We start from the raw sequence: 23721 nt of genomic DNA on the forward strand, positions 1-23721 counted from the left end.
CCGGCACATGCTCGAACGATGGAATGCAGCACTCGATTACATCGAGGACAACCTCGATCACGACATCGACCCGGCACAGCTCGCTCGCATCACCCTCACGTCCGATTATCACTTTCGACGCGTGTTCTCCGCACTGGCCGGAATCCCACTGTCGGCGTACATCCGACAACGACGAATGTCGTTGGCAGCCAAAGACATTCTCGACGGCGTCGGGGTGCTCGACGTCGCGACCAAATACGGCTACAGCGGCGACGCATTCACTCGCGCATTCCGAGACATGCACGGGGTCACACCATCCCACGCCCGCAAGCCAGGGACCACCCTCCGCTCCAGACCACCACTGGCATTTCACCTGACCATCGAAGGAAAGAGCACCATGGACTACCGCATCACCGAACTGCCCGCATTCCACATCATCGGCAAATCGACGCGAATCCCCCTCACATTCCACGGCGAGAACACCGCCATGACCCAGTTCCACCAGACCTTGCCCACCGGATTCGGCGAACAACTCCGCCGACACGCCGACCTGCCCGAACTCCCCCACATCCTCTTCGTCAGCGATGGCTTCGAGGCCGACCGAACCGACGGCAGTCTCTTCGACTACTACTTCGCCGTCGCCACCACAGCCCCCATACCGGCCGACCTGAACTCCCTCAGCGTCCCCGCATCGACATGGGCGGTCTTCGAAACACGCAGCGACACCGCACTCGCCCCAGCACTACAACAACTCTGGGCCGACGCATTCAGCGAGTGGTTCCCCTCCCACCCCTTCCACATCGCCCCCGGCCCGGAAATTCTGACCGTCACCGAGAACAACACCGACTGGTCATCGGGAGCCGGAGAACTCTGGATCCCGGTTGCCCGCAACCAATGACTTCCCGCCCGCCCTGGTCACTCAATGTGACATTTGGTGGCCTTTTTGGGGGTCAATGGCACATCCAGTGGACTGTGGGGGCGGGTGTCGGTGCCAACTCATGACTAATCTGGCGTGATGTCCAGTAGTCGCCGGAACGAGTTGCGGCGACGGTATCTGTCGCTCGGCCTGGGTGAGCTGTCCGCCGCAGCGGTGTTTGCTTCGATTGCGCTCACCATGGCAGAACCACGGCTCGACGGTCGAGAGGAGTCTCTCGCCATGTGGTCCGCTCTCATCCCGTTGCTCGCCGTCCTCGTGCAGGCGGGGATCTACTGGTTGATGGCGCGATCCTGGGTCGAACTCAACCCGATGCCACCGGTCATTCGGGCGCTCTATCGCGTATGTCGAGTCGCAAACGTCCCACTGTTGGCGGCTGGGCTCATCGGTGTCGTCGTATGGTTCCCGTCGAGCGCCGGAATTGGCGTCGCACTGCTCGTCGTGTGGCTGTTCGCGGTTGTCGAATTCGTCAACTATTTCGTGGTTCGACTGTCGTATCCCGCACACCGCTGGTGGTCGACAGTCGGTCAGATGCGCACTCCTCGGCTTGTCCTCGACATCAACACGCGTCGCTGATCGAAACAGGGAGCACTAGTACGACATCCCGGTACTCAATGTGACATTCGGTGGCCTTTTCGGGGGTCAATGGCACATCGAGTGGACTGCGTGGGTGCGGGCGCGCCGCCGAGAATCAGGAGCTGCGGCGGGAGAGGATGCTGGTGATTTTCGCCAAGGCCGGCAGAGCTGCGGCGATGGCTTCGCGGTTGTGTCGACTCAGTTCGTCCAGTGCGTCCGCGAGTACTCGGGAGCTCGCCGCGTCGTATTCGGCGAGGAGCTTCACAGCTTTGGGCGATGCGGTGAGTGTCGCCCCTCGAAGGTCACCGGCGGTGATCGATCTTTCCACCAGGCCGGCGTCGACCATCGCTCTGATCAGGTTGCTCACGGTGGATCGGGCCAGGTTGAGGCGGGTGGCGAGGCGTCCCGGACTCATGGACGGTTCTGCTGCGAGGGCTCGCATCACCTCGATGTGCGAGTCGGCGATGTCGGGCAGCTGCGCGACATCCCGCGTCGCCCGGAGCAGTGATCGCCGCAGGGGCCCCAGCTGTCGGCCCAGTTCCGTTGCGGTGGAGTCCATGCGTCGATGATCGCACAGATAGTTTTGCCGCAAACATAGTTTTGTGACAAAATGAAGACCATGACCACAGTCGAGAACCCCATCCCCAGCCAAGATCTGAGCGGCATCGTCGGGCATCGCTTCATCTACACGTACGCCAACAGCTGGCAGTACGAGATGTATGTCAAGAACGCGACCACGATCGACTACCGAATTCACACCGGCATGGTCGGCGGACGCTGGGTCAAGGACCAGGAAGTCGATCTCGTCCAGCTCGACGACGACGTCTACAAGATCTCGTGGAACGAGCCCACCGGAACCTCGGTCGTCGTCAACGTCATCCCAGGCAAGCGTCGTCTGCACGGAACCATCTTCTTCCCGCAGTGGATCGAATTGGACGGCACCAAAACGGTCCTCTACCAGAACGATCACCTCGACGAAATGCGTGCGTACCGCGACGCCGGACCGACCTACCCCATCTATGTCGTCCCCGAGTTCGCCACGATCACGCTCTTCGAGAACGTCGGAGCCGACGACGAGACCATCGTGTCCGTCGCACCTGGCGATCTTCCCGACGGCTTCGCGGACCGAACGAACTGACGTGCGCCCCGATCTGACGTTCGTCGCGCACCTGTCCGTCACGGTCGGGGAGCCCATCGATCTCGGCCAGGTCAGCGACGGACATCGACGCCTCGTGCCGATCCTCGGTGGGACCGTCGACGGGCCGGTGATACGAGGACGCGTCCTGGCCGGCGGCGCCGACCACCAGGTCCTCAGATCGGCCACTGTCACCGAACTCGACGCCCGATATGCACTCGAGACCGACACAGGCGAACGGATCTCGGTCCACAACGTCGGGGTTCGCACCGGCAGCGAACAGGACATCGACGCATTGACTCGCGGCGAGCAGGTTCCCGCCGACCGAATCTACTTCCGCACCATTCCCCGACTGTCGACGTCCGCCGACTCCCTCAGCTGGATGAACGGAACACTCTTCGTGGCCACCGGTGAACGTTTACCGAATTCCGTCGAACTGGACGTCTACCAACTCACATGACGGAGGCGGATGTGCACCGACCCCAGCGCACTCAATGGCACATTCAGTGGCCTTTTCGGGGGTCAATGGCACATCGAGTGGACTGCCGGGGCGATCAGGAGATGCTTTCGCCGTAGACGTGGTCGACGGCGATGGTCACCAGTACGCGGCGATCCGCGGCCATTGCGGCGCGGTATTCGTTCCAGTCGGGGTGCTCTCCGGCGGCGGCGCGGTAGTAGTCGACCAGCGCATCGATTTCGGGGCTGTTCGGGTTCGCGCCCGGTCCGGTGAGGGTGACGGTTCCTTCTGCTGTTGCCCAGGCCTTGCCGTCGGCGCTGGTCACTTCGAGTGCAGCGCGCGGGTCTCGGCGTAGGTTGGCCGTTTTCGCTCGTCCTTCGGTGACCGAAATCTTGATTGTTCGCTCGGTGCGATCGTAGAACGGCGTCACCGGCGACAGTTGCGGCAGGCCGCTCGCTTTTATCGTGGCGAGTACGCCGAGTCGGCTGCGCTCGAGGAGGTCGTGTGGATCGAATGCTCCGCTGGTCATGGCTTCACCTCGGGGTCGTCGAACGAACTGGCACGATCATGGTGGGCAACACGGTCGTCGGTGCCGCTGTTCCTCGGCCTGTCGGTACGGAGGTCGTCGGCATAAGTTCCGATTGCGCGACGGTATGTGCCGAGCGCAGGCTTCGCTGCCTGCAGTGCCGCCTTCAGCGCGCCAGCACCATCGCCCAGATCCCACAGGATCAGGGCCATGAATGCATCTCGCGCAGAGGAGAATTCGTCGGAAAACTCGAAGTCTTCCAACACACGCGACGCGTCCTCGAGTCGCCCGACATTACGCAGCGAACTGGCGAGCTGAATTCTGGCCTTGCTCTCGTGCACGGACTCGAGCCCACTCGACAGCGACGCCTCGTACAACGGAATCGCAGCCGATTCTTCGCCCAGAAAATCCTCGAGCGACGCACGTTCGAACAGTGTCCGTGCTCGGGAAAGCCTTGTCGCCGAGAGCAACTGATTCATCTCCGACCGCATCAGAGCAGGCTCGCCGTCATCTGCGTGGCACCAGAACGCAGCTATGGAGTCCATCTGGGCCCCCCGGGATTCGGCCGGCCTGCGACCGACGAACGATATGCGCTCACGTTCGTCCCCTCACCAGTCCATCCTTGCAGAGCATGCCTACGCTTGGAACCTTCACTCTGTGATGTTCTCTGAACCGAAGCGAAGTACACGATCGGTGTGAGTCGTCATCGACGGTATCGGCCGGGCTGCGAACTCGAAAAGATGGTGAACAGCACCACCACCGACCTGGGTGAAGCCGGGTCTCGAAACGTCCCACTCGATTGACACGTCGGTGAACGGTAAGCAAACGTATAGCCATGCAACTGAGATTTCTGGCCGGCATCTCGACGGCCTTCGCATGCAAGCTTCTGCTGATGCGAGTGCTGACCCTCAAGTTGCAGCGAGACATCGAGGCGCTCAACAACGGAAACTATCGCCCACTGCTCTCGTCGTTCCACCGAGACGCGGTGCTCAAATTCGCCGACGGTGACAGCCGATGGTCGGGCACCCACCGCGGACGACCGGCAATCGAAAAGTTCTTCCAGGACTTCGTCGCCGCCGGCATCCGCGGACAGGTCACGGAAATCTACAGCGGCGGAGCCCCCTGGCGCATGACCCTCCTCGTCCGCTTCGACGACCAAGCACACGCAGCCGACGGCACCGAGTTGTACAGCAACCGAACGGTGCTCCTTGTCCGCACCAGCTGGGGCAAAATCGTCTCGCAAGAGGACTTCTTCGAGGACACCACGCGCATCGACGCATTCGAGCGAAAATTGCGCCAACTTTAGATTCGGTCTCCCCTCCCCCCAGTTCGCCCCTTCCCCCCGGTACTCAATGTGACATCTAGTGGCCTTTTCGGGGGTCAATGTCACATCGAGTGGACTCCGGGGGCGGTCGGTCGGGGGCGGCGATAGGTCACCTGGGGGTAGTCGTCGGTATGCGAGACGCTGGCGTGCACGTTGTACACCTCGCGCACCAGGTGTTCGGTGATCACTTCGTGTGGGGTTCCCGATGCCACGATGGTGCCGTTGTTCAGGACGATGATGCGGTTGCAGAACATGGCGGCGAGGTTGAGGTCGTGGAGGGCGATGTAACTGCTCAGGGGTAGTCCTGCGACGAGGGTGAGGATGTCGAGTTGGTGTTGGATGTCGAGGTGGTTGGTCGGCTCGTCGAGCAGTAGTTCGGTGGGTTGTTGAGCGAGGGCCCGTGCGATCTGGGCGCGCTGGCGCTCTCCACCGGAGAGGGTGTGCCAGCGTCGGGTGGCTTTCGACGCCATGGCGGTGTCGGTGAGTGCCTGTTCGATCGCGGCGTCGTCGGCTGCTGTGTCTCCGCCGAGGATGCCGTGGTGGGGGATGCGGCCAAGGCGTACGACGTCGCGGACGGTGATGTCGACGTCGGTGTCGGAGTGTTGGTCGACCATTGCTACGCGGCGGGCGATGCTGCGACGACGTTGGGTGCGCAGGTTCTTTCCGTCGAGCAGCACGTCGCCGCTGTCGGGTGCCACGATGCCGGCGAGGATGCGCAGTAGCGACGATTTGCCGGAGCCGTTGGGGCCGATGAGCCCGATGGTCTCGCCCGGTTCCGGTGCGAAGCTGATGCCGTCGAGAATCGGGTTCCCGCCGCGGGTCCACTGGATGTTGTTCACGTGCAACGTCATCGGGACCTCCTGAGCCGAAACAGAATGAGCGCGAATGCCGGCACGCCGATGAGTGCGGTCACCACTCCGACGGGTATTTCCTGCGGGGCGAACAGCGTTCGGGCGATGGTGTCGACCCACACCATGAAGATCGCGCCGATGACCACCGTCGTCGGCAGCAGTCGTCGATGCCGCGCGCCGACGAGAAAACGGGCGGCGTGCGGCAGAACGAGACCCACGAACCCGATGGCTCCGGCGGCGCTGACGAGCGAGGCCGTGATCAGTGCGGTGATGACCAACAACAGGATTCGCACCCACTTGACCGGAACACCGAGGGACGCGGCCGCGTCGTGCCCGAATGTGAAGGCGTCGAGGGCCGAAGTGTTGAACAGACACAACACCATTCCGAGCAGCGCAACCGATCCGCACAGCACCACGTCCGTCCAGTCGGCACCGCTCAGCGATCCGAGGAGCCAGAACAGCACGCCGCGTGTCTGTTCGGCGTCGGCCGAGGAAATGACGATGAACGACGTCAAGGCCGAGAACAGCTGCGTCCCCGCAACCCCGGCCAGCACCACGCGGTCGTTTCCACCGCCTGCCCCTGCGGCCAGCAGCATCACCAGGACGAACGAGAGCAGCGCACCGGCGAATGCCCCTGTGGACAAGGACAATGCGCCACCGCCGACGCCGAGAACCGCGACGAGGACAGCTCCGGTGGATGCACCGGACGAAATGCCCAGGACGAAGGGATCGGCGAGAGGGTTGCGCAGCAGCGATTGCATGATCGCCCCGCACAGCGCGAGACCCGCGCCGCACACGGCGGCCAGCAAGGTCCGGGGCAGGCGCAGCTCCCAGACGATTCCGTCCTGGATGCGACCGACTCCCGAACTCCCGATACCCATGTGCGTCAGTATCACTCGATACACGTCGGGCACCGACACGTTCGCGGGTCCGATGGTGACGGCGACGCCGATCGAGAGCACCAACAACGCCGATCCTGCGAGCAGCAGTGGGACGAGCACCCCGCGATCGGTGCGGCTCATCGCGACGCCATTCCCCAATCCTGCAGGGCGGCCGCAACTTTCTCGACACCGTCGATCGTCCGAATGGACGGGTTCAGATCGGCACCGTTGACGACGATGTACCGCTTGTTCTCGACGGCGGGCATTCGGTTCGTGACCGAATTCGACTCCAGGAAGCCGATTTTGCTGTCCAGGGCGTCCCCGGCGATACTGCGTCGGCTCAGATCTGCGAGCACCAGTGCAGTCGGGTTGCGATCGAGCACACTCTCCCAATTGACCTGTGGCCATTCGTCGGTGGTATCGGCATAGATGTTCTCGGCGCCGACGGAGTCGGTGATGATGCCCGACGATCCGCAGCAACCGGCCATGTACGGCGTATCGGTGTCGGCGAACCAGTAGGCCAACGACACACCTGACGCGTCGACCGAACCGGAGGCCTTCTCGAACCGATCCTGCAGTTCGGCGACCAGGCGCTCGCCACGGTCTCGCACGTCGAAGACCGCCGCGAGATCACGAATCTCCCGATAGACGGTGTCGATCACCAACGGCTCCGTGCGAGCACCGTCGGAATTGACGCTCTCGTCCGTCTTGCCCTGACAGTCGGTGGGCGAGAGGTAGTTCGGGACGCCGAGTTGCTCGAACCTGCTCCGATCTGCGACTCCCCCGGGTCCGAGGGTGCCGCCGAAGGACGCGGACACGAAGTCGGGCTCGGTATCCAACACGACCTCGAGCGATGGCTTGTTGTCCGCGAGCCTCGGCACCCTGGCGTTCTCGGATTCGAGGTTCGAGCGGACCGGGTCGGTCCAGGTGGCGGTGCCCACCATACGGTCTGCGAGGCCGAGCGAGAGCAGTATTTCCGTCGAGCTCTGGTTCAACGACACCGCGCGTTGCGGTGGTGCGTCGACGACGACGTCGCGTCCGCAGTTCTCGATGGTCAGGGGATAGTTCCCGGAGGTGTCGGTGGACGCGTCGGGGGTCGACGCGGTCGAACAACCGCAGACCAGAAGGATGGAGACAGCGCCTAGTGCGGCGAGAGAGGTACGCATCGAAGAGCTTCCTGCTTGGGGCTCGTGTCGCGGAGCCGCGGGTGGGGTTCGATCACGACGTCCGAGCATTCGGACTTCGAGCTCTCACCCGTCACCGTTGCGCGCCAGCTCCGGAATTGCACCGGATTCCCTCGTTCGTCGCGTGCTGACCCTATCGCGCGAGTGGCCCGCGAGGTCAGTGCGCCGGCGTCGAGACCGGTACCGACGGATACGAGCTCGGAAAGGCTCTGCGCGCGACCACTACGACGGTGAGTGCCACAGCCACCAGGATCGTCGCCGCAGCGGTCACCGCCCCGATGCCCCTGGCGTCGACGACGACGCCTCCCACCAGGGCCCCGGTGGCAATGGCCAGTTGGAAGGCGACGACATAGAGCGCCGACGCCTTGTCGGCGTCGGCAGGGGCGGCCCGAACCACGGCGGACTGGATGCAGACCGGCAGTGTGGTGAAGGCCAGACCCCACAACGCGATCGCCCCGACAGCAAGGACGGCCAGGCTGCCCGGTGCTGCGCTGAGGGTGCCCCACAGGATCGCCGTCGCAGCCGCGACGACACCCAGAGCTGCGATGGTGGAGGGCCGCGGCCAACGGTCGTACGTTCTGCCTATCACCCAGATACCGACAACCCCGAACAAACCGTAGAGCATCAACATCAGCGTCAGAGTGGTTCCGGCCGAACCGATTGCGCGATCGACGATGAGCGAGAAGTACGTGTACGCGGCGAAATGGCCGAGGACGGCCAGGAACGTCACTCCACACAGGATCGCCAGGGTGCCGTCGAGCACGCGCGATGATTTCTTGTTGCCCGCAGCTGCCCGGGTGACCGGTAGTGCGGGGAGGACGAAGTAGAGCGCCACCGCGATAGCGGCGGCAACGACACCGAGAATCGTTGCAGCAGTGCGCCACCCGAACCACTGACCCATGGCCGCGGTGATCGGATTTCCGGCGACCAACGCCAACGAGGTGCCGGCGTACACCGTGGCGATCGCTTTTCCTTGCTTACCGGGAAGTGCGAGTGACGCCGCGACGGGTGCGACCACGGCCCAGAAGACTCCGTGGGTGGCCGCGCACAGCATCCTCGACAGCACCAGCATCGGGTACCCGACGGACACCGCGGACAGCAGTTGCGAAAAGACCAGTGCCGCAACGGTGATGACGACGACCCGTCGCCGCGGCCAGTCGCGTACGAACCTGATCAACGGCATGGTCATGACGGCGACGCCGTATGCGTAGAAGGTCAGCAGCAGACCGACAGCGGATTCGCCGACGCCGAGATCGCCCGAGATCTCCGGAAGCAGACCCACGGGCAACGTTTCGGCCGTGACATAGATGAAGGCGGCTGCACCGAGAACCAGCAGCTTGGGGAGGGGCGACGACATACTGTGTATCGTTACACAGATCGTCGACGCACGCTAAGGTGACCCCGTGAACAATCGGGTGACGATGGCCGACGTCGCGACGTCCGCGGGAGTCTCCACCATGAGCGTCTCGTACACCTACAACCAACCCGACCGCGTCTCGCCTGCCACCCGGGACCGCGTCCACGCAGCGGCGGCGGCCCTCGGATACGCAGGCCCCAACCGTGCGGCACGCTCGCTCCGCAGCGGAAAGCACAACAGCATCGGCGTTGTACTCGGTGAAAAACTCACCTATGCCTTCGAGGATCCCCAGGCCCGACGGTTCCTCTCGGGCATCGCCGACGCGTGTCTCGACGCCGACACCGCGCTGGTGATGTTGCCGAACCTGCACCGCGACAGCGATATTGCGAGAATTCGCGACGCGCAGGTCGACGGCTACGTCGTCTGGACCACCGGCGTCGACGACCCCGTCCTCGACGTGCTCGTCGGCACCGGTCGACCCACCTGCGTCCAGGGAGGCCCCCAGCATCCGGGATTGCACTCCATCGGAATCGACGACCGCGCGGCCGCCGACGCGATCGCCACCATTGCTCTGCGCAATCGGCGTCGGCCCGCGATCGTTGCACTGCGACCCGATTCGCGACGCGAATCGACGGTGGTGCAGGGCGCCGACGCGTCGGGCATCTCGATGCCGGTGACCCGCGCACGACTCGAGGGCTACCGCGATGCGTGCATGCGTCGAGGTATCGAGTGGTCGACGGTACCGACGCTGTTCACCACCCACAATTCGCGCGAAGAGGGCACACGGGCAGCGCGACTGTTGTTGCGCGACAACGTCGTCGATGTGATATTCGCGATGAGCGACGAACTTGCCTTCGGCGCACTCGACGCGGCGACGGGTGCCGGTATCGACATTCCCGGCCACGTCGCACTGACCGGATGGGACGACTCCCCTGCAGCGGCGGCGGCCCACTTGACCACCGTCGCGCAATCGTTGTTCGACCAGGGCCGATCGGCGGCCCGGTGGGTGCTCGGTCTCAGCGACGCCGTCGACGCCGCGATGTGGAACATCGAGACGCGAGGGTCGACGGGCACGCTGCGTGAGGGCCAGTAAAAAGGGCGCGCTCCCCGTTTATAGGCGTTAAGCAAACTCTTCGGCTAGTATCGCCGGTGGCCGTCCGGCTACGAGGGGGCACTGTGAGTCGAGAACACGACACCCCGCTCCGCCGTGCCGACCCCAACCCGACGCTCGACGCCCTCACCGGGCTTGCGAACCGGGACGAAATCCTGGCCACCATCACCGCCGCGCTGGTCGACCTAGGCCCTGACCAGCACTTCAGCGTCCTCCTCGTCGACATCGACGGCTTCCGTGAATTCAACGACGCGCTCGGACCGGCCCAGGGCGACGAGCTGCTGTGCATGGTCGCCGACCGACTCACCGCATCGACTCGACCCGGCGACACTATCGGCCGACTCACCGGGGACGAATTCGTCATCGTCGCCTACGGCTGCCATTCCCTGGCAGCCCGAGCGATGGCCGCGGGATTCGCCAGCATCTTCGAGCCCCCCTTCGAGCTCGGCGGCCGTCAACTCACCCTCACCGCCAGCGTCGGTGTCGCGTCCACCACCGGCAGCACCGATCGCGCCACCCAGCTGGTACACAACGCCACCGCCGCGATGCATGCCGCCAAAGCCACCGGCCGCAACCGGCATCACATCTTCTCCGACGAGCTGCACCACACCAACCGCACTCGGCTCGAGCTCCTCGAACGACTGCGCGGAGTCGCCATGACCGCGCGCGAGCTCACCATGGTCTACCAACCCATCGTCGAACTCGCGACCGGAGCCGTGGTCGGAGCCGAAGCCCTCGTTCGCTGGAACCACCCCGAACTCGGACTCCTGATGCCCGACGCCTTCATCCCCCTCGCCGAAGACAACGACCTGATAATCCCCCTGAGCATGTGGATTCTCACCGACGTCGCGGCAACCATCGCCGACTGGCAATCCCGAGCGATCATGCTCCAGGTCGGTGTCAACGTCAGCCCCGCGCACTTCGCCGCAGGAACCCTGGCCACCGACGTCATCGACATCGTCGACGCCCACGGCATCGAACGCGGTCGACTCGCACTCGAACTCGCCGAATCGCAGACGCTGCACGACCTCGACGCCGTGCACTACCAACTCCGCGACGTCCAACGCCACGGCGTCCTCATCGCCATCGACGACTTCGGCTCCGGCTTCTCCTCCCTCGAACGACTCGCCACCCTGCCCGTCGACATCCTCAAAATCGACAGATCCCTCACCCAACACCTCGACAGCACCAACCTGCACCGACGCCGCGCCATGACCACCCTCTGCACCGCCCTCGTCGACGTCACCACCACCCTCGGCAAAGACACCGTCATCGAAGGCATCGAGACCACCGAACAACTCCGAATCTGCACCGACATGGGCGTAACCTTCGGCCAAGGACACCTCCTCGGACGACCCATGCCCGTCGCCGAACTGGAGCAATACATCACCCGACACAGCAGCCACAGCGAATCCGCATGAGGAACCGAACGTGAAGATAGACAACGAAATTCAACGCTTCACCGACGCACCCCGCGCCCAACTCTCCACCATCAACCCCAACGGCACACCACACCTGGTCCCCATCGTCTTCGCTGTCGCGCCCACCGGCGATCGCATCTACACAGCCATCGACTGGAAACCCAAAACCACCCAGAAACTGCAGCGACTCGAGAACATCCACGCCGACCCCGCTGTCAGCCTCATCGTCGACCACTACTCCGACGACTGGTCCCAACTCTGGTGGATACGCGCCGACGGCAACGCCCGCATCGTCGACGCGGGAAGCGCCGAAGGCACAGTCGGTACCGACACCCTCGTCGCGAAATACAGCCAATACAAGAACAACCGACCCGAGGGGCCGGTCATCGTCATCGACAAACTGTCCTGGAGATCGTGGTCAGCTTCCTGATCGTTTTACTTCCTCTCCCCCAAGCATCGCCCACCCCACCGCCAGACCTCTACCGTCTGACCACTCCCGGCTGACCACTCCCGTCTGACACCACTACCGTCTGACCACTCAATGTGACATCCGGTGGCCCTTTCGACCGTCAATGGCACATCGAGTGGACTGCACGTGGGTCGGAGGGCACCGAAAACCAGTGGAATCGGCAGTAGCAGGGAGTCAGACTGTCGCAATGGTCAGCAAACCTCCCGTTCGGATTGTCACCGACCGTCTCGTGGTTCGACGCGAGACGGCAGACGATGCTGTTGTCATAGCCGAGGCGATCGACCGAAATCGGGTCCGCCTGCTGCCGTGGCTCGGTTGGGCCACCGAGGACGCTGCAAACAGGTCGGCGCAGATCGTCCGCATCGCGGAAAGCCGGAAGCTGTGGGACGCCGACGAAATGTACGACTACGGGATTTTCGGTCGATCCACCAGCGCATTCCTGGGGAAGATTGCATTGCACCGACGAGTCGGACCGGGTGGGATCGAAATAGGGTACTGGCTCGACAGTGCAGCCGAGGGTGACGGCATCATCTCCGAAGCCACCGCGACCCTCACGCAAGAGGCATTGAAACTCGCCGACGTCGATCGCGTCGAAATTCATTGTGATGCAGCCAATTCGAGGAGTCGAGCCGTTCCGCGTCGGCTGGGTTTCGTCCTCGACAGGATCGAGCCGCGAGCCTTGGCCGCTGCGGCCGAAACCGGGGACCACATGATTTGGGTGTATCAGCCCGATCGGCGGTAGGACGGGTCGACGGTGACGTGGGGGCGCGGACGCGCGAGCGCCTGTCGGTACCGAGACCGCAGGTCGGAGAGAACACGTTCCGGATCGTCGCGAATATCGCTCGGCAGGTGAGTCACGACAATGATGCCCGCGTTCTGAGCGCGCTCCCGTCGTTCCACGGTGGCGCGGTGCGCCGCGGGTGACAGGTGATATTCGAGCGAGTCGATCTCCCAGTCGAGGGCCACATCGTCGAGCCAATTGTCGGCCACCAGCAGCAACCTGCCCGACTCGTCGCGTACCGCGACATTGTGAGTCATCGGGGGAAGACCGCTGCGCGCGTACAACTTCTGCGCGTGTGCTGCGGCAACGGAGTGCGCGCCGGCGGCCAGTTCGCGAAGTACTCGACGAGGCATCGCGGTTCCACGCGTGGTGCCGGCGTCCAGTTCCTTCATGATCGCCTCGATCGTTGCGGCACCCCGCTGAACGACACTGGCAACGAGCGCCATGCACTGCTCGGCGTTCTTCATGCGACGAATCGCGTCGCACAAACACCGAACAACCGGCGCGACGGGAAGACCCGACTTACTTTCCGCCGTCGGCATCCGCCACGTACGTTCCACCGCGGCGAAGCTCACGGACCTGCGGTGCTGCGCCTCGGGGATGAGCACGAACGTCTCCTCGAACGAGCCGGATGTACCGAGACCATGCAACGCCAGCCCGGCCCGACCACTGATGACGCCATCACGACCGCAGTAGATGGACGCGGCAACCGCCCGCTCCAAGGGCGTCAGCGAACGGTTCTTCAAGAACACCAGGCCAGGTAGCGCCCGTGACCAGATACCGTCCGGCAGCGTGCGCCGAACAATCGTCTTCGACGCGACGCCGAGTTCGAGAAGATGAGCAGTCCGCACCAGCCCGCGATCCGATGCGGCCGCAATTACCCTCGCATCGACCCGTGCGCCGCCCCTCTTCATACAGACGATCGTGCACGCTCGGCCGGACACCGATCGCACCCGACGTCGCACTATCAACAGCCCTGTGGATAACCGAATACCTGTGGACAAACGCATACAGGAGGGGTCGCCCACACTCTGACTCGAGCACGGCCAGGCGCGCTCTCGTGACCGGCCGCGAGTCCACTCGATGTGCCATTGACTGCCGGAAAGGCCACCAAATGTCACATTGAGTGGACGGCGGGGCGGCAACAGGCAACCCACCCACCTCAGCGGGGATACCGTCTATCTTGCAACTCGTGCGTTCTTATTTCGGGAGTGAGACATGACGGCGACAGCAGTTCCCTCGGATCGGTCGGGTACTACGGCACCACGGTTGTTTTCGCCGCCGCAGCGCGGTCGGTTGAGTGAGGTTCCGCATATCGCGGGGCTGGTGCTCGGTGTGTTCGCGGCGGCGTTGTTTCTGTGGAGTCTGTCGCCCACTTTGCGGTATCTGGTTCATGCGCCGCGGGAGTATGTCGACACGTATTACTTCGATGCTCCGGATACGAGTTTGTCGTGGGCGTTGGTTGTCGGGTTGTTGGCGGCGGCGTTGGCGAGTCGGAAGCGTATTGCGTGGTGGTTGCTGACGATTTATTTGGTGTTGTTGGCGATCACGAATGTCGCGGAGGGCATCGAGGACAAGAACGTCAGTTCGTGGATTGCGTTGGCGGTTCATGTCGTCGTGACGGGTCTGCTGATCGCGTCGCGCAAGGAGTTCTACACGCGGGTTCGGCGTGGTGCGGTGTGGAAGGCGCTCGGGGTGCTCGTGCTGGGGGCGGCCGTCGGCACGATTGTCGGGTGGGCGTTGGTGGCGTTGTTCCCGGGTTCGTTGCCGGAGGGTCAGACGTTCCTGTGGGCGTTCAACAGGGTGACGGCGTTGGCGACGGTGGACAACGAGCAGTTCGACGGTAGGCCGAACGGTTTCGTCAATACGGCGTTGGGACTGTTCGGAGCGCTGGCGTTGCTCGGTGCCGTGGTCACGTTGTTCCGGTCGCAGCGGTCGAGCAATGCGTTGACCGGGCGCGACGAGTCGGCTCTGCGCGGCCTGCTCGACAAGTGGGGTGCCGACGATTCCCTCGGCTACTTCGCGACCCGCCGCGACAAGGGCGTCATCTTCGCCACCAGCGGCAAGGCGGCGGTGACGTATCGCGTCGAGGTCGGGGTGTGTCTGGCCAGTGGTGACCCGATCGGCAACCCCGAGGCGTGGCCACATGCGATATCCGAATGGCTCGACCTGGCCGAGAAGTACGGCTGGACCCCAGCTGTCATGGGGGCCAGCGAGATCGGGGCCACGGCCTACAAGCGGGCCGGCCTGAGTGTTCTCGAACTCGGCGACGAAGCAATCCTGAAAACCAAAGATTTCAACCTCAATGGACGCGAGATGCGTCCCGTGCGTCAGGCCGTCAACCGGGCTCGTAAAGCGGGTGTCGTGGTCACCGTGCGTCGTCATCGCGATATTCCGGCCGAGGAGATGGACGAGATCATTGCCTGCGCGGATGCGTGGCGCAATACCGAGACCGAGCGTGGTTTCTCGATGGCGCTGGGCCGGTTGGGCGATCCGCTCGACGGCGATTGTCTTCTGGTGCAGGCGGTTCAGGGCGAGAAGATCGTCGGTGTTCTGTCGCTGGTGCCGTGGGGTCGGACCGGCGCGTCGTTGGACCTGATGCGCCGCGATCCGGCGTCGCCGAACGGTGTCATCGAGTTGATGGTGACCGAACTGGCCACCGGCGCAGATCATTTCGGTGTCAGCAAGATTTCGCTGAACTTCGCGGTGTTCCGTGCTGCGTTCGAGGAGGGCAGTCGGATCGGGGCCGGTCCGGTCCTGCGAATCTGGCGCAGTGTATTGGTGTTCTTCTCGCGCTGGTGGCAGCTCGAGGCGCTGTATCGCTCGAATGTGAAGTACTTGCCGGAATGGGAGCCGCGCTACCTGTGCTTCGCCGACAATCGGGTGCTGCCGAAGGTCGGTGTCGCGTCGGCCATCGCCGAAGGCTTCTTGACTCTGCCGACCTTTCGGCGCGCCTCGAAGCACACCGGGTCCCACGTCGCGGTGCCCGCAGCGTTGGTCGACGCCGAGGACATTCATCCCGACGGCAGCGGACCCGAGACTCCCGCAGACGACACCGTGCCCGGCCGTAAACGTCCCGACCAGGTACGCGTGCGCATGGCCAAACTCGATCGTCTCGAAAGCGACGGCATCGAGGGCTATCCCGTCGCTTATCCCCCGACGCACACCGTCGGTGAAGCGGCGGCATCGCCCCAGGGCACGACGGTCCGAATCGCGGGTCGAATACTGCGCATTCGCGACTACGGCGGCGTGTCGTTCGCCGTCATCCGGGACTGGTCGGCCGATATTCAGGTGCTGTTCGACCGCGAACGCGTCGGCGACAGAATCGAGGAATTCGATGCCGACTTCGACCTGGGTGACCTCATCGAAGTCAGTGGCACCATCGGATACAGCAGGCGTGGTGAGCTGTCGCTGCTCGCCACCGAGTGGCGAATGAACGCCAAATGCCTGCACCCTCTGCCCGACAAGTACCGCGGTCTGACCGATCCGGAAGCGCGAGTACGGCAGCGGTACGTGGACCTGGCGATCAACCGCGATGCGCGCGCGCTGATGATCGCACGCTCGAATGTGGTGAAGTCGCTTCGTGATTCACTGAGCGATCGCGGCTACATGGAGGTCGAGACACCGATCCTGCAGCAGGTACACGGCGGTGCGAACGCTGCCCCGTTCGTCACCCACATCAATGCCTACAACCTGGATCTGTACCTGCGCATCGCACCGGAGCTCTATCTCAAGCGGCTGTGCGTCGGCGGCATGGAGAAAGTCTTCGAGATCGGGCGAGTGTTCCGTAACGAAGGAGCGGACTTCAAGCACAATCCGGAGTTCACGATCCTCGAGGCGTACGAGGCACACAGTGACTACGAGCGCGCAATGGTGTTGTGCCGCGAACTGATTCAGCGTGCAGCCGTCGCAGCGCACGGCCGCGAAATCATTCTGCGTCCCGACGGCCCGGACGGCGAGATGATCGAGATCGACATCTCTGGGGAATGGCCCGTCAAGACACTGCACGGTGCCGTCGCCGAAAAATTGGGTGTTCCCGTCGAGCCGTCGACGCCCCTGGACGAGCTGCAGCGGCTGTGCGACGAGAACGACATCCCGTACGAGAAGTCGTGGGACGCGGGTGCCGTCGCCCAGGGCATGTACGAGCACCTGGTGGAGGACTACACCGAATTTCCCACCTTCTACAAGGACTTCCCGACGTCGATGTCGCCGTTGACGAGACCGCATCGGAGCATCCCCGGCGTCGCTGAAAAGTGGGACCTGGTGGCGTGGGGGGTCGAATTGGGCACGGCCTACAGCGAGCTGACCGATCCCGTCGATCAACGTCGACGCCTCACCGAGCAGTCGTTGCTGGCTGCGGGTGGCGACGAAGAAGCGATGAGCTTGGACGAGGACTTCCTGCAGGCGCTCGAGCACGGGATGCCCCCGACCGGCGGCCTCGGCATGGGCGTCGACCGCGTCGTCATGCTCATCACCGGCGGCAGCATTCGCGAGACACTCGCATTTCCGCTGGCCAAACCGCGACAATGACGGTCTTCCCGAGGCGATCCTCCACGGGAAAGTTGCAAAACGGGGTGAATGATGGAAACTGGAGGCTCAAACAAACTACGAGTCGGCTATTTATGGTGGGGACGAACATATGGATCACGGGAACCGAACTGAGCGCGAGGCATTGTTTCCCGTGAAACATCCTCCCGGGCAGTACGTCGAAGTAGACGGGCAACGTCTGCATCTGTTCGTCCGGGGAACCGGCCCCACGATCGTTCTCTGCGGCGGCTTGGGCAGTAACTGGTTCGACTGGAACGACACCGTCGATATCTTGAGCGCCCGACATCATGTCGTGGTTCTCGACCGCCCCGGCTTCGGACTCAGCGACCCTCTACCCGATGGTGCTACTCCCACCGTCCGCGGCGAGGCCGACAGGATCGTCGGCGTCCTCGACGCGCTCGGTGTCACCGAGCCGGCCGTCGTCGCGGGTCACTCGATTGCCGGCTTCTACGCAGAAGCGGTGGCCCGGCTGTACCCGTCACGCATACGTGGTGTTCTTCTCCTGGACTCGAGCGCCGAGTCCGACCCCCGCCGCATCCTTCCGGCGGCTCTGCGAGTGCGCGCAGCGCATTCCCTGTCGACGCTACTGAGCCGCACGGGCCTTCAGCGGCTCGTCGGCCCGCGCGTCCGACCGATACTCAACCAGGCGACGCCGCCCGACGGCACACCGAAGGACGTCGTCGACTGGGTCGACGACATCTACCGCAGGCCTACCTATCTCACGGCTGCACTCGTCGAAGATGTCGTCTACCCGGACCTCGCGGCCGAATTGAACCGACTTCGGAAGCGATTGCCACTCGTCGTTCCCGTTATCGTCGCGGCCGCCCACACCGGACGCCCGTCCCCGTGGGGACGCAGATGGATCAAGACCCAACGCAAGCTGGCCACATACTTGCGAGCCGATTTCACCGTCGTCATACCCGCCCATCACCACGCCATGATCGACAAACCCGCCGAGGTTGCGGCGCTCATCACCGAACTGGTGTGAACCTCTCCCGTCGACGCACGTAACGTGTGTCGACGAGCCCGTAGCCCAAGACCCGAGCCGAAGCTCGGCGATGGCGCGGTAGCACGAGAGGAAATTGAAGATGGGTGCGATCAGCACAACGCAAGGTCGACAGTCGAAGATGCTCGGTCTGGGCGTTCACCGCCCCGAACGAATAGTCACCAACGATGAGATCTGCGAGTTCATCGACTCCAGCGACGAGTGGATTCAGACGCGATCCGGCATCAAGAACCGCCGATTCGCCGACCCCGAAGAAAACGTCGTCCAGATGTCGATCTCGGCAGGCCGAAAAGCACTCGAAGCCAGCGGCATCTCCGCCGAGCAGGTCGACACCGTCATCGTCGCGACCTCCACACACCTCGAACTGACACCCCAAGCAGCCGCCAAGGTTGCCCACGGACTCGGCACCAAAGGACCGGCCGCGTTCGACATCTGCGCCGGATGCGCAGGCTTCTGCTACGCACTCGCCGTCGCATCGGACCTGGTCAAGGCCGGGACCTCGCAGTACGTCCTCGTCATCGGAGCCGAGCAGCTCAGCGTCACCACCGACCCGTACGACCGCACCACCCGCTTCATCTTCGCCGACGGTGCCGGAGCCGTCGTCGTCGGACAGAGCGACGAAACCGAAATCGGACCCGCCGTATGGGGATCCGACGGCTCGCAGTCCGACGCCATCGTGCAGACCACGGACTGGTACGAATACATCACGACAGCCAACATGGAACGACCCTGGATCAGGATGAACGGAATCTCCGTCTTCCGCTGGGCTGCATTCGAGATGGGCAAGGCCGCGCAGAAGGTACTCGACGTCGCCGGCATCAAAACCGACGAACTGCACGCCTTCATCCCTCACCAGGCCAACAGCCGCATCACCGATCTGCTGGCGAAGAGTCTCAACCTGGACGAAGGCACCGCCGTCGCCAACGACATCGCCGAAACCGGCAACACCTCCGCGGCGTCCATCCCCCTGGCAATGGAAGAACTACTGCGCACCGGAAAAGCCAAAGCAGGCGACACCGCACTCCTGCTCGCCTTCGGTGCAGGACTGTCCTACGCCGGACAGGTCGTCAAACTCCCGAAGCTGTAATCACTCCACCCGTCCGCAGCCCACACCCACCCGCAGTCCACCTATCCGCAGTCCACTCGATGTGACATTCAGTGGCCTTTTCGGCAGTCAATGTCACGTTGAGTGGACTCGGGCCGGGTGGGGTGGGTGCGATTGGACTCGGGCCGGGTGGGGTGGGTGCGATTGGACTCGGGCCGGGTGGACTTGGGTGCGGGTGGACTTGGGTGCGGGTGGACTTGGGTGCGGGTGGACTTGGGTGCGGGTGGACTCGGGCGGGCTGGGTGCGTGGGCCGAGGGTCTGGCCGAGTCAGCTCTCGGGTCGTAGGGTTGGTTCATGCCCAAGCCTCCGTTGCCCGTTGATGCTGTCGAGTTGCTGAAGAAGGCGAATCCCGCTGTCATGGCGGTGGTTCGTGCCGATGGAACTCCGATCACCGCGCCCACGTGGTTTTTGTGGGAGGACGGGAAGATCGTGCTCAATTTCGATGCTTCACGTAAGCGGCTGGAGCACATTCGGGCGAATCCCAAGGTCTCGATTTCGGTGATGGACGAGGCCAGTTGGTATACGCATGTGACGGTGCACGGTTCGATCGAATTGCAGGACGACCCGGATCTGGTGGATATCGATCGCATCGCGACGCATTACACCGGCGAGCGGTATCCGGTTCGCGATCAGCCGCGCGTGACCGGTTACGTGACCGTCGACGCGTATGTGGGCTGGGGCAAGGTCGGTTCGTAGACGTCGCGTTGCCGCTTGCGACGGCCCAATTCAGGTGCAAGACTCCCGCAATGGTCAATCCGCAGGGTGAAGGTAGCGACGCGTTCGAGAAGGACGAGCCGTACGGGGGTCAGCAGTACCCGCCGTATCAGGACCCGAACACGAGCTACCAGAACCCGCAGCACGGACAACCTCAGTACCCGAACCCTCAGTACGGACAACCCCAATACGGACAACCCCAGTACGGACAGCCGCAATACGGTCAGGCCCCGTATGTCGGAGCGGGTTTTCGGCCGGCACCCGCCACGAACACGTTGGCGATCGTGTCGCTCGTGTTGGCGGTGTTGGGTCTGACGTTCATCCCGCTGATCGCGTCGGTGTGTGCGGTGGTGTGTGGCCACGTTGCGAAGGGCCAGATCAAGCGCACCGGCGAGGGCGGGTCAGGATTCGCGACGGCAGGTCTGATCGTCGGCTACGTGTCGGTCGCCCTGTTCGTCCTCGTCGTGGCTGCTATTTTCATCTTCGCGATAGCAGCCTCGAATTCATCCACGTATTGAGTTCGGTTGCTGCGCCAGTCGGCCGTTCATCGCTGCGGCCCACAGGCCGGCGATGACTGCCAACGCAATGACGAACAGCGCCAAGGCGTTCCATCCGAGTGACTGAAAGACCACTCCGCCGAGCCAGCCGACGACGGACGATCCTCCGTAATAGAACAGGTTGTACAGCGATGTCGCCTGCGCCCGTCCGTGGACGGCTCGCTGGCCGGTCCATCCCGACGCGATGGCGTGGGCGGCGAAGAATCCCATCGTGAAGATCACCAGCCCGGTGAGGATCACGGCCAGGTTCGACGCCATCGTCAGTGCGACTCCGACGATCATGGTGGCGGTCGATCCGGCGAGGACGATCGACCGGCCGTGCTTCGTCGCCAACTTCCCCGCCACTCGCGAGGACACCGTGCCACTGAGGTAGGCCACGAAGATCAGGCTGATCAGAGACTGTGGAAGTCCGAAAGGTGCTGCCTCGAGCCGGAATCCGAGGAAGTTGTAGACCGCGACGAATCCTCCCATCAGCAGGAACCCCTGGCCGTACAGCGCCAGCATCCCCGGCTCTCGAAGATTCACCCACAACCGACCGGGTAGGTCACCGATCTTGCTGTGCACGAGGGTGGTTCGCGGCCGCGGTGCCAACCACACGAACAGTCCCGCTGCCAACGCCGCGATGACCGACACGGTCAGGGTTCCGATTCGCCAGTTGGTCTGTTCTGCAACGGGTCCTGAAACTATTCGCCCCAGCAGCCCACCGAGCGTCGTACCGGACACGTAGGTTGCCGCCGCCAACGCGGTGTGATTGCGGTGCACCTCCTCGCTGAGATAGGCGATCGCGATGGCCGGAAGTCCACCCAGCGCAGCACCTTCGAAGAATCGCAGGACCAGCAGCACCTCGAGAGAAGGCGACAGAGGCACCAGCAAACCCAGTGTCGTCGCGACGAGTATCGAGGCGGTCATCGCTCGAACACGTCCGATTCGGTCGGCCGCTACCGACCACGGAATGACCGACACCGCGACGCCGACGGTCGCCAGGCCGACGGCAAGCGAGGACTGAGACGGAGTGATGTCGAGACTGGACGCGATCAGCGGCAGAATCCCCTGTACCGAGTAGAGCTGCGCGAACGTCGCCACTCCGGCGAACAGCAGCGCCAGCACGAGACGCCGGTACTCGGTCGATCCCTTGGGATGCCCCTCCCACTCCAGGACCTCGGGCTGCGTCGTAGTCATGTCCAAGACGTTAGAAGCGCTCACGGTATACGTCCAATGCATGAGACCTCAGCGATCGATACGTCAGCGATATGCTTCGCTCATGCGCCGCGAGACCACCGAGCTGCTGCCGCTTCTGCCGACCCTGGTCGCGGTGGCGGACACCGAGCACATCACCGACGCCGCCCACGTCCTGGGAGTCCCGCAACCCACCGTCAGTCGGCAGGTCGCCCGCGCGTCGGCGATCCTCGGCGTCGACATCGTGGAACGACGGGGCCGCGGCATCGTGCTGACCAGTACCGGCCGCGTCCTCATCCCGTATCTTCAACGAGCCCTGAGCGACATCGACGCCGGTATCGACGCCATGACCGAGCACGACGCCCGAGCGCGTGGCCGCATCGCCGTTGCGTTCCAGAACACACTCGGTGAGGACGTCGTGCCCGCACTGATCCGGCACTTTCGCGTCGACCATCCCGCGGTGACGTTCGATCTCGACCAAGGCGCACGCGCACGCTGCCTGGATCGCCTCGCAGACCGCACGTCCGACCTGGCGTTCGTGTCTTTGAGCGCCGAACACACCGACACGAATTCCTTCCAGCTGTACGACGAGCGGCTGATGCTGGTCGTCCCCGAACATCACCGTCTCGCGTCGCGAAAGACGGTCGATCTCGCCGATACCGCCGACGAGAACTCCATCGCCATGGGCCACGGATACGGAATGCGCTCGATCTGTGACGAGCTGTGGGCCGATGCCGGATTCAGCCCGCGCATCGCGTTCGAGGGACAGGACACCCATACAGTGCGCGGACTCGTCGGCGCCGGCCTCGGCATCGCCATCCTGCCGCGGATCCGTGCACACGGCGCCGAGGGTGGAACGGTCGACGTGGGACTCACCCAACCGACTGCGCGCAGGCGAATCGGCATGGTGTGGGAGCCGGGGACGGACATGCCCCGCCAGGTGGCGGCCTTCCGCTCGATGGTGCAACGCAGTGGACGCACACTCGTGATTAGGTGAGTCGATGCAACTGGTTCTGGTACGGCACGCCCTTCCGCGACGATCGGAGTCCTCGGCCGATCCCGATCTCGACGAACTGGGCGTCGAGCAATCCCGCCGAGTGCCGGATGCGCTGGCACGCTTCACGGTGTCCCGAGTCGTGTCGAGTTCGCAGCAACGCGCGATCCGGACCGCGCAGCCACTCGCCGAACGGCTCGGTCTCGAGATCACGACCGACGACCGTCTGACCGAGTACGACCGGGACTTCGGCGGCTACGTCCCGATCGAGGCCGCGAAGACCGAATTTCGCGACGCCTACGACCGCATCAAGGCCGGTCACCTACCCGAGCAGGTCGACGAGCAGGCCTTCCGCCGGCGAGTTCTCGACGGAGTGGACGATATCGTCTCGGCCGCCGCGCACTCCGATACCGTCGTCCTCTTCGCTCACGGCGGCGTCGTCAACATGCTGTTGCAAGACATTCTCCAGACCCCGAAAGTGCTCGGATTTCCCATCGACTACTGCTCGGTGACGCGTGTGCTCTTCTCCCGCAGCGGTGCCCGATCGGTCTCGTCGGTCAACGAGACCGCCCATGTGTGGGACCTGTTGCCGCGCAACCGACAATCCACAGAGACCTCTTAAAGTCCCTGGTAG

Annotated in this window: 25 protein-coding genes and 1 riboswitch; of the genes, 16 read left to right on the forward strand and 9 right to left on the reverse strand. The window is 63.8% G+C overall.

Translation table 11 applies throughout. From position 1 onward, the window contains the following. The first annotated feature begins 7 nt into the window (after nucleotides 1–7). A complete protein-coding gene (locus tag K414_RS0104990; RefSeq protein WP_027494948.1) occupies nucleotides 8–877 on the forward strand; it encodes an AraC family transcriptional regulator in 870 nt (289 codons plus the stop codon). Nucleotides 878–994: 117 nt separating this feature from the next. Beyond that, entirely contained in the window at nucleotides 995–1489 is a 495-nt protein-coding gene (locus K414_RS0104995; RefSeq protein WP_196248563.1) for a hypothetical protein, read from the forward strand. A 115-nt stretch (nucleotides 1490–1604) separates the two neighbouring features. On the opposite strand, the gene K414_RS0105000 is transcribed toward K414_RS0104995, so the two are convergent. Continuing rightward, nucleotides 1605–2048: a MarR family transcriptional regulator gene (locus K414_RS0105000; RefSeq protein WP_027494950.1), complete on the reverse strand. Its 444-nt coding sequence runs from the start codon at nucleotides 2046–2048 to the stop codon at nucleotides 1605–1607. Between the two features lie 60 nt (nucleotides 2049–2108). Here K414_RS0105000 and K414_RS0105005 point away from each other — a divergent pair, with 60 nt between their 5' ends. Both K414_RS0105005 and K414_RS0105010 read left to right on the forward strand, forming a co-directional pair. Beyond that, nucleotides 2109–2627: a phenolic acid decarboxylase gene (locus K414_RS0105005; protein WP_197077467.1), complete on the forward strand. Its 519-nt coding sequence runs from the start codon at nucleotides 2109–2111 to the stop codon at nucleotides 2625–2627. A 1-nt stretch (nucleotide 2628) separates the two neighbouring features. Next, nucleotides 2629–3084: a DUF3237 domain-containing protein gene (locus K414_RS0105010; protein ID WP_027494952.1), complete on the forward strand. Its 456-nt coding sequence runs from the start codon at nucleotides 2629–2631 to the stop codon at nucleotides 3082–3084. A gap of 94 nt (nucleotides 3085–3178) precedes the next feature. Here the strand turns inward: K414_RS0105010 and K414_RS0105015 are convergent, their stop codons facing one another. Both K414_RS0105015 and K414_RS26085 read right to left on the reverse strand, forming a co-directional pair. After that, nucleotides 3179–3610, reverse strand: coding sequence for a PPOX class F420-dependent oxidoreductase (locus K414_RS0105015; protein ID WP_027494953.1), 432 nt, complete (start codon nucleotides 3608–3610; stop codon nucleotides 3179–3181). After that, nucleotides 3607–4152, reverse strand: a complete 546-nt coding sequence (locus K414_RS26085; RefSeq protein WP_051364948.1) for a tetratricopeptide repeat protein — start codon at nucleotides 4150–4152, stop codon at nucleotides 3607–3609. The genes K414_RS0105015 and K414_RS26085 overlap by 4 nt, the downstream gene beginning before the upstream one ends. Before the next feature lie 290 nt (nucleotides 4153–4442). Between K414_RS26085 and K414_RS0105030 the strand changes: the two genes are divergently transcribed. Further along, nucleotides 4443–4913, forward strand: a complete 471-nt coding sequence (locus K414_RS0105030) for a nuclear transport factor 2 family protein (protein WP_027494954.1) — start codon at nucleotides 4443–4445, stop codon at nucleotides 4911–4913. Between the two features lie 80 nt (nucleotides 4914–4993). On the opposite strand, the gene K414_RS0105035 is transcribed toward K414_RS0105030, so the two are convergent. The 4 genes from K414_RS0105035 to K414_RS0105050 form a co-directional block, all read right to left on the reverse strand. After that, the gene (locus K414_RS0105035) at nucleotides 4994–5782 is read right to left on the reverse strand and encodes an ABC transporter ATP-binding protein (protein WP_027494955.1); all 789 of its coding nucleotides are present in this window, start codon (nucleotides 5780–5782) and stop codon (nucleotides 4994–4996) included. Beyond that, nucleotides 5779–6804, reverse strand: coding sequence for an iron chelate uptake ABC transporter family permease subunit (locus K414_RS0105040; protein WP_027494956.1), 1026 nt, complete (start codon nucleotides 6802–6804; stop codon nucleotides 5779–5781). The genes K414_RS0105035 and K414_RS0105040 overlap by 4 nt, the downstream gene beginning before the upstream one ends. Continuing rightward, nucleotides 6801–7829, reverse strand: a complete 1029-nt coding sequence (locus K414_RS0105045; protein WP_027494957.1) for an ABC transporter substrate-binding protein — start codon at nucleotides 7827–7829, stop codon at nucleotides 6801–6803. The genes K414_RS0105040 and K414_RS0105045 overlap by 4 nt, the downstream gene beginning before the upstream one ends. A gap of 65 nt (nucleotides 7830–7894) precedes the next feature. Continuing rightward, a riboswitch (cobalamin riboswitch) is annotated at nucleotides 7895–7959 on the reverse strand. Nucleotides 7960–8004: 45 nt separating this feature from the next. Further along, entirely contained in the window at nucleotides 8005–9204 is a 1200-nt protein-coding gene (locus K414_RS0105050; protein ID WP_027494958.1) for an MFS transporter, read from the reverse strand. Between the two features lie 46 nt (nucleotides 9205–9250). On the opposite strand from K414_RS0105050, the gene K414_RS0105055 reads away from it, so the two are divergent. From K414_RS0105055 to K414_RS0105070, 4 genes are all read left to right on the forward strand, one after another. Further along, complete coding sequence (locus K414_RS0105055) at nucleotides 9251–10297, forward strand: LacI family DNA-binding transcriptional regulator (RefSeq protein WP_027494959.1); 1047 nt, start codon at nucleotides 9251–9253, stop codon at nucleotides 10295–10297. Between the two features lie 83 nt (nucleotides 10298–10380). After that, nucleotides 10381–11736 (forward strand): bifunctional diguanylate cyclase/phosphodiesterase, encoded by a 1356-nt coding sequence (locus K414_RS26090; protein ID WP_051364949.1) that lies wholly within the window; start codon nucleotides 10381–10383, stop codon nucleotides 11734–11736. A gap of 10 nt (nucleotides 11737–11746) precedes the next feature. Continuing rightward, on the forward strand, nucleotides 11747–12166 hold the full coding sequence (locus K414_RS0105065; protein ID WP_027494960.1) for a TIGR03668 family PPOX class F420-dependent oxidoreductase: 420 nt from the start codon (nucleotides 11747–11749) through the stop codon (nucleotides 12164–12166). A 226-nt stretch (nucleotides 12167–12392) separates the two neighbouring features. Beyond that, a complete protein-coding gene (locus K414_RS0105070; protein ID WP_032367599.1) occupies nucleotides 12393–12947 on the forward strand; it encodes a GNAT family protein in 555 nt (184 codons plus the stop codon). Here K414_RS0105070 and K414_RS0105075 read toward each other — a convergent pair. Continuing rightward, the gene (locus K414_RS0105075) at nucleotides 12929–13900 is read right to left on the reverse strand and encodes a hypothetical protein (protein ID WP_027494962.1); all 972 of its coding nucleotides are present in this window, start codon (nucleotides 13898–13900) and stop codon (nucleotides 12929–12931) included. The genes K414_RS0105070 and K414_RS0105075 overlap by 19 nt on opposite strands. A 304-nt stretch (nucleotides 13901–14204) precedes the next feature. Between K414_RS0105075 and lysX the strand changes: the two genes are divergently transcribed. The 5 genes from lysX (at nucleotide 14205) to K414_RS29745 (ending at nucleotide 20878) form a co-directional block, all read left to right on the forward strand. Next, a complete protein-coding gene (gene lysX / locus K414_RS0105080) occupies nucleotides 14205–17516 on the forward strand; it encodes a bifunctional lysylphosphatidylglycerol synthetase/lysine--tRNA ligase LysX (protein ID WP_027494963.1) in 3312 nt (1103 codons plus the stop codon). A 109-nt stretch (nucleotides 17517–17625) separates the two neighbouring features. After that, the gene (locus K414_RS0105085; RefSeq protein WP_202595044.1) at nucleotides 17626–18522 is read left to right on the forward strand and encodes an alpha/beta hydrolase; all 897 of its coding nucleotides are present in this window, start codon (nucleotides 17626–17628) and stop codon (nucleotides 18520–18522) included. Nucleotides 18523–18622: 100 nt separating this feature from the next. Further along, complete coding sequence (locus K414_RS0105090) at nucleotides 18623–19627, forward strand: beta-ketoacyl-ACP synthase III (protein WP_027494965.1); 1005 nt, start codon at nucleotides 18623–18625, stop codon at nucleotides 19625–19627. A gap of 313 nt (nucleotides 19628–19940) precedes the next feature. Next, the gene (locus K414_RS0105095) at nucleotides 19941–20342 is read left to right on the forward strand and encodes a PPOX class F420-dependent oxidoreductase (protein ID WP_027494966.1); all 402 of its coding nucleotides are present in this window, start codon (nucleotides 19941–19943) and stop codon (nucleotides 20340–20342) included. A 50-nt stretch (nucleotides 20343–20392) separates the two neighbouring features. After that, nucleotides 20393–20878: a DUF4190 domain-containing protein gene (locus K414_RS29745; RefSeq protein WP_027494967.1), complete on the forward strand. Its 486-nt coding sequence runs from the start codon at nucleotides 20393–20395 to the stop codon at nucleotides 20876–20878. Here K414_RS29745 and K414_RS26095 read toward each other — a convergent pair. Continuing rightward, nucleotides 20864–22096 carry an MFS transporter gene (locus K414_RS26095; protein ID WP_051365314.1) on the reverse strand — a complete coding sequence of 411 codons (1233 nt, stop codon included), beginning with the start codon at nucleotides 22094–22096 and terminating at the stop codon, nucleotides 20864–20866. The two genes, K414_RS29745 and K414_RS26095, sit on opposite strands and share 15 nt — an antisense overlap. A gap of 82 nt (nucleotides 22097–22178) precedes the next feature. Between K414_RS26095 and K414_RS0105110 the strand changes: the two genes are divergently transcribed. Both K414_RS0105110 and K414_RS0105115 read left to right on the forward strand, forming a co-directional pair. Beyond that, nucleotides 22179–23090 (forward strand): LysR family transcriptional regulator, encoded by a 912-nt coding sequence (locus K414_RS0105110; RefSeq protein ID WP_202595045.1) that lies wholly within the window; start codon nucleotides 22179–22181, stop codon nucleotides 23088–23090. A 4-nt stretch (nucleotides 23091–23094) separates the two neighbouring features. Then, the gene (locus K414_RS0105115) at nucleotides 23095–23709 is read left to right on the forward strand and encodes a histidine phosphatase family protein (RefSeq protein WP_027494969.1); all 615 of its coding nucleotides are present in this window, start codon (nucleotides 23095–23097) and stop codon (nucleotides 23707–23709) included. The last annotated feature ends 12 nt before the right edge of the window (nucleotides 23710–23721 follow it).

Origin of the sequence: Rhodococcus sp. JG-3 (assembly GCF_000482405.1) — a bacterium.
GTDB lineage: Bacteria > Actinomycetota > Actinomycetes > Mycobacteriales > Mycobacteriaceae > Rhodococcoides > Rhodococcoides fascians.

Excerpts from the sequence above, each read along its gene's own strand:
- K414_RS0104995 (WP_196248563.1), top strand. The coding sequence starts at position 995 with ATGTCCAGTAGTCGCCGGAACGAGTTGCGGCGACGGTATCTGTCGCTC.
- K414_RS0105045 (WP_027494957.1), bottom strand. The coding sequence starts at position 7,829 with ATGCGTACCTCTCTCGCCGCACTAGGCGCTGTCTCCATCCTTCTGGTC.
- K414_RS0105085 (WP_202595044.1), top strand. The coding sequence starts at position 17,626 with ATGGATCACGGGAACCGAACTGAGCGCGAGGCATTGTTTCCCGTGAAA.
- K414_RS0104990 (WP_027494948.1), top strand. The coding sequence starts at position 8 with ATGCTCGAACGATGGAATGCAGCACTCGATTACATCGAGGACAACCTC.
- K414_RS0105015 (WP_027494953.1), bottom strand. The coding sequence starts at position 3,610 with ATGACCAGCGGAGCATTCGATCCACACGACCTCCTCGAGCGCAGCCGA.
- lysX (WP_027494963.1), top strand. The coding sequence starts at position 14,205 with ATGACGGCGACAGCAGTTCCCTCGGATCGGTCGGGTACTACGGCACCA.
- K414_RS0105095 (WP_027494966.1), top strand. The coding sequence starts at position 19,941 with ATGCCCAAGCCTCCGTTGCCCGTTGATGCTGTCGAGTTGCTGAAGAAG.
- K414_RS26095 (WP_051365314.1), bottom strand. The coding sequence starts at position 22,096 with ATGACTACGACGCAGCCCGAGGTCCTGGAGTGGGAGGGGCATCCCAAG.
- K414_RS0105115 (WP_027494969.1), top strand. The coding sequence starts at position 23,095 with ATGCAACTGGTTCTGGTACGGCACGCCCTTCCGCGACGATCGGAGTCC.
- K414_RS0105110 (WP_202595045.1), top strand. The coding sequence starts at position 22,179 with ATGCGCCGCGAGACCACCGAGCTGCTGCCGCTTCTGCCGACCCTGGTC.
- K414_RS0105000 (WP_027494950.1), bottom strand. The coding sequence starts at position 2,048 with ATGGACTCCACCGCAACGGAACTGGGCCGACAGCTGGGGCCCCTGCGG.
- K414_RS0105075 (WP_027494962.1), bottom strand. The coding sequence starts at position 13,900 with ATGAAGAGGGGCGGCGCACGGGTCGATGCGAGGGTAATTGCGGCCGCA.
- K414_RS0105030 (WP_027494954.1), top strand. The coding sequence starts at position 4,443 with ATGCAACTGAGATTTCTGGCCGGCATCTCGACGGCCTTCGCATGCAAG.
- K414_RS0105035 (WP_027494955.1), bottom strand. The coding sequence starts at position 5,782 with ATGACGTTGCACGTGAACAACATCCAGTGGACCCGCGGCGGGAACCCG.
- K414_RS26085 (WP_051364948.1), bottom strand. The coding sequence starts at position 4,152 with ATGGACTCCATAGCTGCGTTCTGGTGCCACGCAGATGACGGCGAGCCT.
- K414_RS29745 (WP_027494967.1), top strand. The coding sequence starts at position 20,393 with ATGGTCAATCCGCAGGGTGAAGGTAGCGACGCGTTCGAGAAGGACGAG.
- K414_RS0105005 (WP_197077467.1), top strand. The coding sequence starts at position 2,109 with ATGACCACAGTCGAGAACCCCATCCCCAGCCAAGATCTGAGCGGCATC.
- K414_RS0105040 (WP_027494956.1), bottom strand. The coding sequence starts at position 6,804 with ATGAGCCGCACCGATCGCGGGGTGCTCGTCCCACTGCTGCTCGCAGGA.
- K414_RS0105090 (WP_027494965.1), top strand. The coding sequence starts at position 18,623 with ATGGGTGCGATCAGCACAACGCAAGGTCGACAGTCGAAGATGCTCGGT.
- K414_RS0105050 (WP_027494958.1), bottom strand. The coding sequence starts at position 9,204 with ATGTCGTCGCCCCTCCCCAAGCTGCTGGTTCTCGGTGCAGCCGCCTTC.
- K414_RS0105070 (WP_032367599.1), top strand. The coding sequence starts at position 12,393 with ATGGTCAGCAAACCTCCCGTTCGGATTGTCACCGACCGTCTCGTGGTT.